The sequence below is a fragment of the Actinomadura darangshiensis genome (genome assembly GCF_004349235.1).
GTDB lineage: Bacteria > Actinomycetota > Actinomycetes > Streptosporangiales > Streptosporangiaceae > Spirillospora > Spirillospora darangshiensis.
In genome coordinates this window covers 1-13,649 of the sequence record NZ_SMKY01000240.1, presented here as the reverse complement: position 1 = coordinate 13,649, position 13,649 = coordinate 1, and the positions used below count along the sequence as shown (strand labels likewise).

Genomic DNA, 13,649 nt, shown 5'->3' with positions numbered 1-13,649 from the left:
GTCGACGGATATGGCCTTGATGAGGTCGGCCGGGGTAAAGGAGACCGTGACGCGCTCACCCGAGGGCAGCGTGCCGTCGATGGCGTCCGCGGACTCCCCGGTCTCGAAGCCGTGGTGCGCCAGGAACCCGCGGACGACGTGCCGGGGGTCGGCCGGGAAGATCTCGGCGGCCGACATCAGCACCCGGGCGGCCGAGGCGGCGTCGAACCCGGCGGCCGGAAGCGCCGGATCGTCGAGATGGAAGTAGAAGGAGCCCTTGCCCTCGTTCACGCGGCAGCTCCGCACCCCGTTCCCGCCGAGCAGGGCCGCCGCCGCGATCGCCATCGTGGACGCGGCCCCTTGCGGGTCGGGGAAACCGGAAAGGTCCAGCTGCCCCGCCGCCAGCTCCGGGATCGCCTGTCGTCGGCCGTGCTCGCGGACGGCGCGGAGCGGGACGACCGCGGCGGAGTCCTTGTAGTGCGTGTTCTCCCAGGCCCACAGCCAGGTCTCGCTGAGGTGGGAGAAGCTGCCGAGGAACGTCATGCCGCGGAAGGTGCGGCCCCCGGTGGTGAGGGTCCGCTCGTCGAGGTTGAAGGCGGTATCGCCGGCGTCGACCGCGGCGTTCAGGACGTCCTGCCGGTGGATGGCGGCGGCCGACCCCGCTCCGGCGAAGTCCTCGAACTCCGGGCTGTATCCGCTGAGCCCGCCGGGGAACTCCGACCAGAACCGCGCACCGCGCTCGTCGCCCCGGCGCCGGTGGATGTCGCTCAGCTTGCGGGCGGCGGCTTCGGCGCCGGCCTCCAGGGCCGACCTGCGGAACCAGCCGATGGCCTCGTCCTCGTCCGATCCCGCGAAGTGTGAGCCCAGGCAGAAGGCGGCCTTGGGGTGCCCGAGATCGGCGGCGCGCCGCCATGCCTCGACCATCCCCGCGGGGTCGCCCTTGTCCTGCCGCACGAACCCCAGGTTGAACGCCGCGCCGCCGTTGCCGCGCTCCGCCGCCCGGGTGTACCAGGTCGCCGCCGCTTCGAGGTCGCCCTTCCCGTCGTCGTCGTACAGCCGGCCCAGGTTGAAGGCCGCCTTGTCCGCTCCCAGTTCCCAGGCTCGGCGGTAGACGCGCATGGCCTCCTCCACCTCCCCGCCGTGTTCGAGCAGCGTGCCGAGGTTCAGGGTGCCGCCGGCATGGCCGCCCTCCGCGGCCTGCCGGTACCAGCGGCGGGCCGTGTCCGCGTCGCCCGCGCGCTCCGCGGCGTATCCGGTCTCGAAGGCGCTCTCGGGAACCCCGGCTTCGGCGCCCTTGCGCCACCACTCGACCGCTTGGCGGTCGTCTCCGCGTCCGGACGCGAGCATGCCGAGTTCGTGGGCGCCGCTGGGATGCCCGGCCTCGAACGCCTGCCGGAACAGCTCCGCCGCCTCGTCCTCACGTCCGGCGTCCCGCGCCTCCAGGCCGCGTTCGTACAGGACGGTCGACTCGGCCGGGTATTCGCTCATGCTCGCGCCTCCACTCGAAAATCACAGATTAGGCATCGACGCCGCCCGCCCGCCGGAGGTTCCGCGCCGTCGGTGGCGGAATGCATGGACGTGACGGGCCGGAGGTGATAAGTCACGGGATGACGGGCCGGTGCCACGGCTCGCGAAGCGCGGGAGCCCCCAATGGAACACGACTACGTCATCGTCGGCGCCGGGTCCGCGGGCTGCGCCCTGGCCGCGCGGCTGTCGGAGGACGCGTCCGTCACGGTCGCACTGCTGGAGGCCGGCGGGCCGGACGACAAGAGCGAGATCCACATCCCCGCGGCGTTCCCGAAACTCTTCAAGACCGAGTACGACTGGAACTTCAGCACCGCCAAGCAGCCCGAGCTGGACGGTCGCGAGCTGTACTGGCCGCGCGGGAAGATGCTCGGCGGCTCGTCCTCGCTGAACGCGATGATGTGGGTGCGCGGGCACTACGACGACTACGACGGCTGGGACATCCCGGGCTGGTCGTACGAGGACGTCGTCCCGTACTTCAAGCGGGTCGAGGGACGCGTCGGCAGTAACGACGGCGACGTGTACGGGACGTCCGGTCCCGTCACGGTCTCCGAGCAGCGCAGCCCGAACGCGACGACCCGCGCGTTCTTGGACGCGTGCGCCGCCGCCGGCCTCACCCGGCTGCCCGAGCTGAACGGACCGTCCAACGAGGGGTACGCGCAGACGCCGGTCAGCCAGCGGCGCGGCAGGCGGTGCAGCGCCGCCGACGCGTATCTGCGTCCCGCGCGCAAGCGCCCGAACCTGACCGTCGTGACCGGCGCGCACGTGTCGAAGATCCTGATCGAGGACGGCCGCGCCACCGGTGTCGAGTACGGCGGGGAGCGCGTGACGGCCCGCCGCGAGGTCGTGCTGTCGGCGGGCGCGATCGGTTCACCGCACCTGCTCATGCTGTCCGGCATCGGCGACCCCGAGCACCTGCGGGAGGCCGGCGTCGAGCCGGTCGTGGAGAGTCCCGGGGTCGGGCGGCACCTGCAGGACCACCTGTCGGCCGGCGTCGTCCGGCACTGCCCGGAGAAGGTCACCCTGGCGGGGGCGGAGTCGCTGCCGAACATCGCCCGGTACCTGCTCGCGCGGCGCGGCCCGTTCACGTCCAACGTGGGCGAGGCGGTCGTGTTCACCAAGAGCGACCCGTCGCTGCACGCCCCCGACCTGGAGCTGATCTTCGCGCCGGCGCCGTACATCGCGCACGGGCTCACGCCGCCGACCGAGCACGGCGTGACGGTCGGCGTCGTGCTGCTCCAGCCGGAGTCGGCCGGGCGCGTCACGCTCGCCTCCACCGACCCGGCCGCGCCGCCGGTGATCGACCCCGCCTACTTGACGGCGGGGAGCGACCTGCGCCGCCTGATGCACGGCATTCGCCAGGCGGAGGAGCTCATGGCCGCCGACGCGTTGAAGCCGTACGTCGGCGATGTCATGGAGCCCTACGTGGGCGCGGACGACGACGCGGCCCTGGCCGAGTACGTCCGCAAGAACTCCGAGACGCTGTACCACCCGACCGGGACCTGCCGCATGGGCACCGGCGACGATGCCGTCGTCGACCCGGACCTGCGCGTCCGCGGCGTCGAGGGGCTTCGCGTGGCCGACGTGTCCGTCCTGCCGCAGATCACCCGGGGGCACACCAACGCGCCCGCCATCATGATCGGCGAGAAGGCCGCCGACCTGGTCAGGACGCCAGCCAGCTGAGGACGCGCTCGTTCACCTCGGCGGGCCGGTCCACCTGGAGGAAGTGGCCGGCGCCGGGGACGTGCTCGGCCCGCGACCCGGGCGGCAGGGCGGCCAGGACGGCGCCGAGGTCGACGACGTCCGTGCCCAGGCAGCCGTCGTCGGCGCCGTGCAGGTAGAGGACGGGCCGCTCGCCGGCCTTGGTCGTCGCGTCCTGCTCGGCCGCGTACCGGTCGACGAGCCGGGACGGGTCGAGCATGGCGCGGTAGTAGCCGATCGCGGCCGCGAGGTTGGCGGGCGTGCCGAGGCACTCCATGACCCGGTCGACGTCGAAGGACCGGTCGCGGCCGTCGTCCGGTGACCAGTCGCGCCACAGCCCCTCGACGAACGCGCGGTCCAGCGCCATCTCGGCCAGCGGCGTCTGGAAGACGAAGATGTAGAACGACCGCTTGAGCTGCTCGTAGTCGAAGAACGCGGTCGTCATCACCGCGAGGGGCGGGACGGACATGGCGACGGCCTTGCGCCAGCGCTCGGGCGCGAAGTTCGCGGCGCCGTAGGTGGCGAAGGCGCCCCAGTCGTGCCCGATGACGACGGCGTCCGGTCCGCCGCCGAGTACCTCGTGCAGGGCGACGGCGTCGGCCGCGAGGGCGCCGCCCTGGTACGCGCCGTCCTCCGGGACGGACGTCGGGGCGTAGCCGCGCATGAAGGGGGCCACCGCCCGGTATCCGGCGGCGGCCAGTTCCGGCATGAGATGCCGCCAGGTGTGCGGCGAGTCGGGGAAGCCGTGCAGCAGCAGCGCCAGCGGCCCGTCCGCCGGTCCGGCCGTGAGGTATCCGATGTCGAGCCCGTTCGCGGTGACCGATCCGGTCGTGATGTCGCCCATATCCGCCTCCTCGGTTCGCGGCGAACGGTACCCGCGGCGGCCCGGCGGCTCGCGGCCGGGGCGGGCAGTCTTCGGATATCGGCGTATGGCTAGCTGTTTACAGCGGATTCCGTAGTCACTTAGCATCAAAGCAACTGGATCGATCGCATTAGGGGAAGTGTGATGACGGAGCCGGACGTGACCAGCCAGCAGCACGACGCGATGCAGAGGGCGGCGCGCGACCACCTGTGGATGCACTTCGCCCGCCACTCGGTGTCCCAGGACGGCGGCGAGATCCCGATGATCGTCCGGGGTGAGGGGCCCTACGTCTACGACTCGGCGGGCCGCCGCTACCTGGACGGGCTGTCCGGGCTGTTCACCGTCCAGGCCGGGCACGGGCGCGAGGAACTGGCGCAGGCCGGCGCCAAGCAGGCCGCCGAGCTGGGCTTCTTCCCGCTGTGGTCGTACGCGCACCCGAAGGCCGTCGAGCTGGCCGAACGGCTCGCCGCGCTGGCGCCCGGCGACCTGAACCGCGTGTTCTTCACCTCCGGCGGCGGCGACGCCGTCGAGAGCGCATGGAAGCTCGCCAAGCACTACTTCAAGCTGACCGGGAAGCCGGCGAAGCACAAGGTGATCAGCCGCGCGGTCGCCTACCACGGCACCCCGCACGGCGCGCTGTCGATCACGGGCCTGCCCGAGCTGAAGGCGCCGTACGAGCCGCTGGTGCCGAGCGGGTTCCGGGTGCCCAACACCAACATCTACCGGGCCTCCGAGCACCGCGACGACCCGGAGGCGTTCGGCCGGTGGGCCGCCGACCGGATCGAGGAGGCCATCGAGTTCGAGGGGCCCGATACCGTCGCCGCCGTGTTCCTGGAGCCGGTGCAGAACGCCGGCGGATGCTTCCCGCCCCCGCCCGGCTACTTCCGGCGCGTCCGGGAGATCTGCGACCGGCACGGCGTCCTGCTGGTGTCGGACGAGGTCATCTGCGCCTTCGGCCGCCTCGGCTCGATGTTCGGCGCGCAGCGGTTCGGCTACGAGCCCGACATCATCACCTTCGCCAAGGGCGTGACCTCCGGATACGCGCCGCTCGGCGGGATGCTCGTCGCCGACCGCCTGTTCGAGCCGTTCAGGCACGGGACGGAGATGTTCGCGCACGGCTACACCTTCGGCGGGCACCCGGTGTCGGCGGCGGTGGCGCTGGCGAACCTCGACCTGTTCGAGCGCGAGGACCTGAACGGGCACGTCCTGCGGAACCGGGACGCGTTCCGCGGCACGCTGGAGCGGCTCCGCGACCTGCCGATCGTGGGGGACGTCCGCGGCGACGGCTACTTCTACGGCATCGAGCTCGTGAAGGACCAGGACACGCGCGAGACGTTCGACGACGAGGAGTCCGAGTGGCTGCTGCGCGGGTTCCTCGACAAGGCGCTCTACGAGGCGGGCCTGTACTGCCGCGCCGACGACCGCGGCGACCCGGTCGTCCAGCTGGCGCCGCCGCTGATCTGCGGCCAGGCGCATTTCGACGAGATCGAGCAGATCCTGCGGTCCGTCCTCAAGGAGGCGTGGGCCCGGATGTGAGGGTGGGACGGGTCGTAATGTGAGGCGCGTCACCGGCCCGATCAGTGTGCGCTTGCAGCTTTACTTTGAGAGGGTGCCTGTAAACCGAATCGGGTTCGGAAGCGGCGAGGTGGTGGGCAGCGTGCTCAAGGTCGAGGACATCAACCTGACGGACTGGGAGTTCTGGCGGCGGCCGCATGACTACCGGCACGAGGCCTTCAAGGCCCTGCGGTGGCATGCGGACCTGATCCGCTACGAGGAGCCCGACATCGTCATCGCGCCGCAGGGCCCCGGCTACTACGCCCTGACCCGGCACGCCGACGTCATCGAGGCGTCCCGCCGCCCGCAGGACTTCTGCTCCGGCAAGGGCGCCATCAGCATCCCGGACATGCCGGGCGACATGCACGAGTACTTCGGCTCGATGATCAGCATGGACGACCCCCGGCACGCCAAGATCCGGCGGATCGTGTCCCGGGCGTTCTCGCCGCGGATGATCCAGCGGTTCGAGGACCAGGTCGAGGCGGTCGCGGGCCAGATCATCGAGAACGTGGCGGCGGGCGGCGGCACCGGCGACTTCGTCCAGGACGTCGCCGCCCGGCTCCCGCTGAAGATCATCTGCGACATGATGGGGATCGCCGGGGAGCAGTACAAGACCGTCCTGGACGCGACGAACGTCATCCTCGCGGGCAACGACCCCGAGTTCATCCCGTCCGACGACCCCGAGCAGATGGCGATGGCGCTGCTCGGCGCCGGCGAGACGCTCCGCGGCCTGGTCGAGGACCTCGGCCGGCAGCGCCGCGCCGACCCCACCGACGACCTCACGTCCGCGCTGGTCAACGCCAACATCGACGGTGAATCGCTGACCGACCAGGAACTCGGGTCGTTCTTCATCCTGCTGGTCGTCGCCGGCAACGAGACCACCCGCAACGCCATCGCGCACGGCCTCGACCTGTTCACCCGCAACCCCGACCAGCGGGCCCTCCTCCTGGAGGACTTCGACGGCCGGATGCCGGGCGCGGTCGAGGAGATCGTCCGGTACGTGTCCCCGGTCATCTGGATGCGCCGCACCGCGACCCGCGACACCACGCTGAACGAGCACCAGATCAAGGAGGGCGACAAGCTCGTCCTCTACTACTGGTCGGCGAACCGGGACGAGTCGGTCTTCACCGACCCGGAGCGGTTCGACATCCTGCGCGACCCGAACCCGCACGTCGGATTCGGCGGGCCCGGGCCGCACTTCTGCCTCGGCGCGCACCTGGCCAGGCGCGAGATCACCGTGATGTTCCGCGAGCTGCTGCGCCGGACGCCCGGCATCCGCGCGTCCGGCGACCCCGACCGGCTGGAGTCCAACTTCATCAACGGGATCAAGCGCCTGCCCTACACGGTCTAGTCACCACGGGACGCGGCCGTCCTCGGCGATGTAGGAGCCCGTCGGGCCGTCGTCGCCGAGCACGGCAGCGCCCGCGATCACGGCCGCGCCCTGCGCGGGCGTCCGCGACCCGGTGTGCCCGTTGAGGTCGGTGGCGCAGAACCCCGGCGCCACCGAGTTCACCTTGATGGGCGTGCCGGCCAGCTCCTTGGCGTAGGCGACGGTCAGCGCGTTGAGCGCCGTCTTGGACGTGTTGTACGGCAGCAGGTTCGGCCGGGCGGCGCCGGACGGGCCGGTCGCCTGCGTCAGCGAGCCGAGGTTGCTGCTGACGTTGACGATCCGCCCGGCGGGGGAGCGGCGCAGCAGGGGGAGCATCGCGTTGGTGACGGCGACGACCCCGACCACGTTGGTTTCGAACGCCGTCCGGACGAGATCGGGTGCGACGCGGCTCGGCGGGGGAGAGGTCGCGGGATCGGAGGCGTCCGTCGGCGTGATCCCCGCATTGTTGATCAGGATGTCGAGGCGGCCGTGCTCGTCCCCGATCCGTTCCGCGGCGGCCTGGATCGACGCCGCATCGGTCACGTCCAGGTGGACGAACCGAGCGTCGATCCCCTCCTCTGCCAGCGCGTCCGCGGCCTTCTCGCCGAGATCGGCCGAACGCGCCCCGACCAGGACGGTCATCCCGTCCCGGCCGAGGATGCGGGCCGTCTCCAGGCCGATGCCCTTGTTGGCTCCGGTGATGAGCGCGATCCGTGTCGTCATGCCGTCCAGCCTTCTCGGCGGCCCCGGCGATGAGGAGAGACCGGCCGAGGCTGGGACCGGCGGTACCACCCTCGGCCTGGCGGTGCCGCCCTCGCGTCGGACATGCTGGAGCACATGGACCGGAAGGAGATGGCGGCGTTCCTGCGCGCCCGCCGCGCCCGCATCCAGCCCGCCGACGTCGGGCTCCCCGGCGGGCCCCGGCGCCGCACCCCGGGCCTGCGCAGGGAAGAGATCGCCCAGCTGGCGGGCATGTCGGTGGACTACTACATCCGGCTGGAGCAGGGGCGCGGGCCCCATCCGTCCAGGCAGATCCTCGGTGCGCTGGCGCGGGCGCTGAGGCTGACCGACGACGAGCGCGGTCACCTCTACAACCTGGCCGGCGAGCCGCCGGATCCGCCCGACGGGCCCTCGCAGGACGTCCCGCCGGGCATCCTGCACCTGCTCGAACGGCTGGACGACACCCCCGCCTACGTGCTGAACGCCCGGCAGGACATCCTCGCCTGGAATCCGCTGGCGGCGGCGGTCATGACCGACTTCATGGCGATGGTGCCCCGCGACCGCAACGTCGTGCGGTGGCTGTTCACCGGCCCCGCCATCGAGCGGTACGGCACCGACGCGTACGTGACGCAGTTCGCGCGCGAGCTGGTGGCCGACCTGCGGGCGTCGTCCGGCCGCTATCCAGGCGACCGCGGGATCGCCGACCTGGTCGCCGAGGTCGCCGGCCGCAGCGCGCTGTTCGCCCGGCTCTGGGACGAGGGCGAGGTCGGCATCAGGCGCGGCAGCCGCAAGCACATGACGCATCCCGTCGTCGGCGAGCTGGACATGCACTGCGACGTGCTGTACGTGCCCGAACGCGACCAGCGGGTCGTCCTCTACACCACCACGCCGGGCACGCCGTCCCACGAGGCGATGAAGCTGCTGCGCGTCGTCGGGACCCAGGACCTCAGCGTCCGCTGAGGCCCCGGGCCGCATCCGGCTAGCGCAGCTCGCGCTTGAGGATCTTGCCGGTGGCGGTCATCGGCAGCTCGTCGCGGAACTCGACGATGCGCGGGTACTTGTAGTTCGCGAACTGCTCCTTGCCCCACGCCACCAGCTCGTCCTCGGTCACGGCGGCGCCCGGCTCGCGGATCACGTACGCCTTGATCTCCTCGCCGTGCGACGGGTGCCCGACGCCCACGACCGCGGCCAGCGACACGTCCGGATGCGTCATCAGGACCTCTTCCAGCTCCCGCGGGTACACGTTGTACCCGCCGCGGATGATCATGTCCTTGGAGCGGTCGATGATGTAGTAGTAGCCGTCCTCGTCGCGGCGCGCCACGTCACCGGTGCGGAACCAGCCGTCCCGCATGCACGCCTCGGTCGCCTCGGGACGGGCGTAGTAGCCCTTCATGATGTTGTGGCCGCGGATGGCGATCTCCCCGGGCCCCTCGCCGTCGACCGCCTTCCAGTCGTCGTCGATCAGCTTCATCTCCACGCCCCACACGGGCAGGCCGATGGAGCCGGGCCTGGTCGGCCGGTCCGGGCGGTTGAACGAGGCCACCGGCGACGTCTCCGACAGGCCGTAGCCCTCCAGGACGTCCACGCCGAACTTCTTCTCGATCCCCTTGAGGACCTCCATCGGCAGCGCCGACCCGCCCGACACCGCGACCCGCAGGTTCTCCTTGATCGCCGCGATGTCCGCCGCGGACGTGTCGTCGGTCAGCAGCCCCCAGTACATCGTCGGGACGCCCGCGAAGATGTTCACCTTCTCCTTGACCATCAGCTCGACGGCCTGCCTCGCGTCGAAGCGCGCCTGCATGACGAGCGTCGCGCGCCGGTACAGGCCGACGTTCATCACGCAGGTCTGGCCGAAGATGTGGAACAGCGGCAGCGTCACCAGCGACGTGTCGTGCAGCGTCCGGTGGAAGAGCGTGTCGTCCACCATGGCGTTGGCGAGCAGGTTGCTGTGCGTGAGCTCCGCGCCCTTGGGCTGCCCGGTCGTCCCGCTGGTGTAGATGATGACGGCGGTGTCGTCCGGGGCGGTCTGCACCGTGTCGAACGTGCCGGGCCGGCCGCCGAGCGCCGGCCAGAACAGCTCGGCGCCCTCGATGGGCGACTCGGTGGCGGACGGATCGGCCGGCAGCAGGAAGAAGTGCTCGCACCCCTCCGCCTTCTCGAACCCGGCGTGCCCCATCTCGCCGAGCGGCAGCTGCGGCGTCCCCTCGAAGCAGAAGAACGCCTTCGCGTCGGAGTCGCCCAGGTGGTAGGCGATCTCCCGCGGCTTGAGCAGGACGTTCAGCGGGACGACCACCGCGCCCGCCTTGAGCGCCCCGAAGTACACCATCGGGAAGTACGGCAGGTTCGGGCTGGACAGCGCCACCTTGTCGCCGGGCTTGACGCCCCGCTCGCGCAGCAGGTTCGCGACCTGGTTCGCGACCGAGTCGAGGAACGAGTAGGAGAGCCGGAGATCGCCGAACACGACCGCGTCGCGGTCGGGCGTCTCCCTCGCGGCGTCCTCCAGCAGCACGGACAGGTTGAGCATGGCACTCCTCGCGCGGAAAGGTGACCGGCCGGTTAGTTACCGACGAGTGTATAAAACCGTTCCGCTCATCCTGGTGCATGGGGCTCCACCGGCGCCATCACGGTTCGTCGCCCGGCACCGCTACCATGTGCCTCCTTCACCGAGAAAGGGTGCGGATTTTGATCATCTTCGGCTGGCGGGTGGTGTTCTTCACTCTGACCAGGGGCGTCTTTCACTGCCCCGACTGCGGCGGCGACCGCGACTACCGGCGGCGCCAGGGACGCAACTTCTTCACGCTGTTCTTCATCCCCGTCATCCCGCTGACGAAGGCGGGCGGCGAGTTCGTCGAGTGCGACACCTGCCACGGGCGCTGGAACCCCGGCGTCCTCAACGTGCCGACCACCGCGCAGCTCGCGCAGATGCCCGCGATGCTGCTGCGCATGGCCGTCGCCCAGGTGCTGCGCTCCGGCGACTACACCAACCCGGCCGCCCGGTCCCGCGCCGTCGCCGTCGTCCAGCAGGCCGGCGAGGCCGGCTACGACGACGCCGCGCTGAACGCCGACCTCGGCCGCCCCTTCGACGAGGTCCGCGTCGAGATGGCCCGTGCCGCCTCGGCCCTCGCCCCGGAGGCGCGCGAGAGCATCCTGCGCGCCGCCGCCGAGATCGCCCTCGCCGACGGCCCGCTGTCGGTCTCGGAGGAGGAGACCCTGTCCGCGGTCGGCGCCGACCTCGAACTGACCCGCGTCCAGGTGACCGGGGTGGTGTCCCTCGCCCGCCAGGAGTCGGGCCATTAACCACCGGCGGGAGGGCTTGCGGTTGCGCTACTCTTGATGTATGTCAGCCAGGCTGCTCCTCGAAGGACCACGTTGACGAACTGACGTCAGCGTGGTGGCCCCTCCTGTGCGAGGGGCCGTTTCATGTCGGCGGACGGCCACGACCCAGTAGCAGGAACCGGAGTCAGAAGCGTGAGCAGCGACGAGCACTACGACCCGCGGGCGGTTCAGGACAAGTGGCAGGCCCGCTGGGCGGAGCTCGACCCGTTCGAGGCGGACGAGAAGGACACCGCCCACGAGCGCCGCTACGCGCTGGACATGTTCCCCTACCCCAGCGGTGACCTGCACATGGGGCACGCCGAGGCGTTCGGCATCGGCGACGTCCCGGCCCGCTACTGGTTCCAGCGCGGCTACAACGTCCTGCACCCCATCGGCTGGGACTCCTTCGGCCTGCCCGCCGAGAACGCCGCCATCAAGCGCGACTCGCACCCCGCCGAGTGGACGTACGCCAACATCGACACGCAGGCGGCCTCCTTCCGCCGCTACGCGCCGTCCTTCGACTGGACGCGGCGCCTGCACACCTCCGACCCCGAGTACTACAAGTGGACGCAGTGGCTGTTCCTGCGCTTCTACGAGCGGGGCCTGGCCTACCGCAAGGGCGGGCACGTCAACTGGTGCCCGAAGGACCAGACCGTCCTGGCCAACGAGCAGGTCGTCGGCGGGCACTGCGAGCGCTGCGGCGCGCTGGTCGAAAAGCGCGTGCTGACCCAGTGGTACTTCAAGATCACCGAGTACGCGGACCGGCTGCTGGACGACATGGCGCAGCTGGAGGGCAAGTGGCCCGAGCGCGTCCTGCTGATGCAGCGCAACTGGATCGGCCGCTCCACCGGCGCCGACGTCGACTTCGTCATCGAGGGACGCGACGAGCCCGTCACCGTCTACACCACCCGCCCCGACACCCTGTACGGCGCCACCTTCATGGTCGTCGCCGCCGACGCCGCGCTGGCCGAGGAGATCTGCCACCCCGACCACCGCGCCGCGTTCGAGGCCTACCGCGACGAGGTCTCCCGCGAGAGCGAGATCGAGCGGCTGTCCAGCGAGCGCGAGAAGACCGGCGTGTTCCTGGGCCGCTACGCGGTCAACCCGGTCAACGGCGAGCGGCTGCCGGTCTGGGCGTCCGACTACGTGCTGGCCGAATACGGCCACGGCGCGATCATGGCCGTGCCGGCGCACGACCAGCGCGACCTGGACTTCGCGCTGAAGTTCGGCCTGCCCGTCCGCGTCGTCGTCGAGACCGGCCTGGCCGACCCCGCCGAGACCGGCGTCGCCACCCCCGGCGACGGCGCCATCGTCAACTCCGGCCCCATCGACGGCCTGACCAAGGCCGACGGCATCTCCCGCATCACGGGCATCCTGGCGGAGCGCGGTACCGGCCGCGCCTCCGTCAACTTCCGGCTGCGCGACTGGCTGGTGTCCCGGCAGCGCTTCTGGGGCTGCCCGATCCCGATCGTCCACTGCGAGTCCTGCGGCGAGGTCCCCGTCCCGGACGACCAGCTGCCGGTGCGGCTGCCCGAGGGCCTGCGCGGCGCCGACCTGGCCCCCAAGGGCACCTCGCCGCTGGCCGCCGCGTCCGACTGGGTGAACGTCGAGTGCCCCAAGTGCGGCGGCCCCGCCACCCGCGACACCGACACCATGGACACGTTCGTCGACTCGTCCTGGTACTACTACCGCTACTGCTCGCCCGGCTACGAGGGCGGCCCGTTCGACGTCGAGCAGGTCCGCCGCTGGATGCCCGTCGACCAGTACACGGGCGGCGTCGAGCACGCCATCCTGCACCTGCTGTACAGCCGGTTCTTCACCAAGGTCCTGTACGACATGGGCATGGTCGACTTCACCGAGCCGTTCACCCGGCTGCTGAACCAGGGCCAGGTGATCAACCAGGGCAAGGCGATGTCGAAGTCGCTGGGCAACGGCGTCGACCTGGGCGAGCAGATCGCCGATTTCGGCGTGGACGTCGTCCGGCTGGCGATCCTGTTCTCCGGCCCGCCCGAGGACGACATCGACTGGGCGGACGTGTCCCCGCACGGCATGTCGAAGTTCCTGTCCCGCGTCCACCGCATCGCCTCCGAAGTGACCTCCGCGCCCGGCGCCGACGCCGCCACCGGCGACACGGCCCTGCGCCGCGCGACGGCCCGCACCGTCGACGAGGCCACCACCCTGGTCGAGACCCAGCGCTTCAACGTCGCGATCGCCCGCATCATGGAACTGGTCACCGCGACCCGCAAGGCCATCGACTCCGGTCCCGGCGCCGCCGACCCGGCCGTCCGCGAGGCCGCCGAGACCATCGCGATCCTGCTGTCGCTGTTCGCCCCCTACACCGCCGACGAGGCGTGGTCCCTGCTGGGCAGCACGGCCCCCGTCATCAAGGCCGGCTGGCCCACCGCCGACCCGGCCCTGCTGGTGGAGGACTCGGTGACCTGCGTCGTCCAGATCGCCGGCAAGGTCCGCGACCGCCTGGAGGTCCCTCCCGGCATCACCGCCGAAGCCCTGGAACGCCAGGCCCTGGCCTCCCCGAAGATCCAGGCCGCCCTGGCAGGCGCCGACGTGGCCAAGACCATCGTCCGCCCCCCCAAGATCGTCAACATAGTCCCGGCCCGCTAACCC

At 71.2% G+C, this 13,649-nt stretch carries 10 protein-coding genes; 6 read left to right on the top strand and 4 right to left on the bottom strand.

From position 1 onward, the window contains the following. Positions 1–1,467, bottom strand: a 1,467-nt coding sequence (locus E1293_RS35165) for a tetratricopeptide repeat protein (protein ID WP_132202424.1), incomplete at its 3' end; no start/stop codon positions are given. Positions 1,468–1,629: 162 nt separating this feature from the next. On the opposite strand from E1293_RS35165, the gene E1293_RS35160 reads away from it, so the two are divergent. Beyond that, the gene (locus E1293_RS35160; RefSeq protein ID WP_132202422.1) at positions 1,630–3,186 is read left to right on the top strand and encodes a GMC family oxidoreductase; all 1,557 of its coding nucleotides are present in this window, start codon (positions 1,630–1,632) and stop codon (positions 3,184–3,186) included. Here the strand turns inward: E1293_RS35160 and E1293_RS35155 are convergent. After that, positions 3,167–4,048, bottom strand: a complete 882-nt coding sequence (locus E1293_RS35155; protein ID WP_132202420.1) for an alpha/beta fold hydrolase — start codon at positions 4,046–4,048, stop codon at positions 3,167–3,169. The genes E1293_RS35160 and E1293_RS35155 overlap by 20 nt on opposite strands. A 162-nt stretch (positions 4,049–4,210) precedes the next feature. On the opposite strand from E1293_RS35155, the gene E1293_RS35150 reads away from it, so the two are divergent. Both E1293_RS35150 and E1293_RS35145 read left to right on the top strand, forming a co-directional pair. Next, a complete protein-coding gene (locus E1293_RS35150; protein ID WP_132202418.1) occupies positions 4,211–5,602 on the top strand; it encodes an aspartate aminotransferase family protein in 1,392 nt (463 codons plus the stop codon). Between the two features lie 73 nt (positions 5,603–5,675). Continuing rightward, positions 5,676–6,971: a cytochrome P450 gene (locus E1293_RS35145; RefSeq protein WP_243717009.1), complete on the top strand. Its 1,296-nt coding sequence runs from the start codon at positions 5,676–5,678 to the stop codon at positions 6,969–6,971. On the opposite strand, the gene E1293_RS35140 is transcribed toward E1293_RS35145, so the two are convergent. Next, positions 6,972–7,712, bottom strand: a complete 741-nt coding sequence (locus E1293_RS35140; RefSeq protein WP_132202416.1) for an SDR family oxidoreductase — start codon at positions 7,710–7,712, stop codon at positions 6,972–6,974. Between the two features lie 114 nt (positions 7,713–7,826). Here E1293_RS35140 and E1293_RS35135 point away from each other — a divergent pair, with 114 nt between their 5' ends. After that, complete coding sequence (locus E1293_RS35135; protein ID WP_132202414.1) at positions 7,827–8,669, top strand: helix-turn-helix transcriptional regulator; 843 nt, start codon at positions 7,827–7,829, stop codon at positions 8,667–8,669. Between the two features lie 19 nt (positions 8,670–8,688). Here the strand turns inward: E1293_RS35135 and E1293_RS35130 are convergent, their stop codons facing one another. Beyond that, complete coding sequence (locus E1293_RS35130; RefSeq protein ID WP_132202412.1) at positions 8,689–10,233, bottom strand: long-chain-fatty-acid--CoA ligase; 1,545 nt, start codon at positions 10,231–10,233, stop codon at positions 8,689–8,691. Between the two features lie 149 nt (positions 10,234–10,382). On the opposite strand from E1293_RS35130, the gene E1293_RS35125 reads away from it, so the two are divergent. Next, positions 10,383–11,006 (top strand): TerB family tellurite resistance protein, encoded by a 624-nt coding sequence (locus E1293_RS35125; RefSeq protein WP_165978536.1) that lies wholly within the window; start codon positions 10,383–10,385, stop codon positions 11,004–11,006. A 123-nt stretch (positions 11,007–11,129) separates the two neighbouring features. Continuing rightward, positions 11,130–13,646: a leucine--tRNA ligase gene (gene leuS, locus E1293_RS35120; protein WP_132202408.1), complete on the top strand. Its 2,517-nt coding sequence runs from the start codon at positions 11,130–11,132 to the stop codon at positions 13,644–13,646. Positions 13,647–13,649 lie beyond the last annotated feature (3 nt).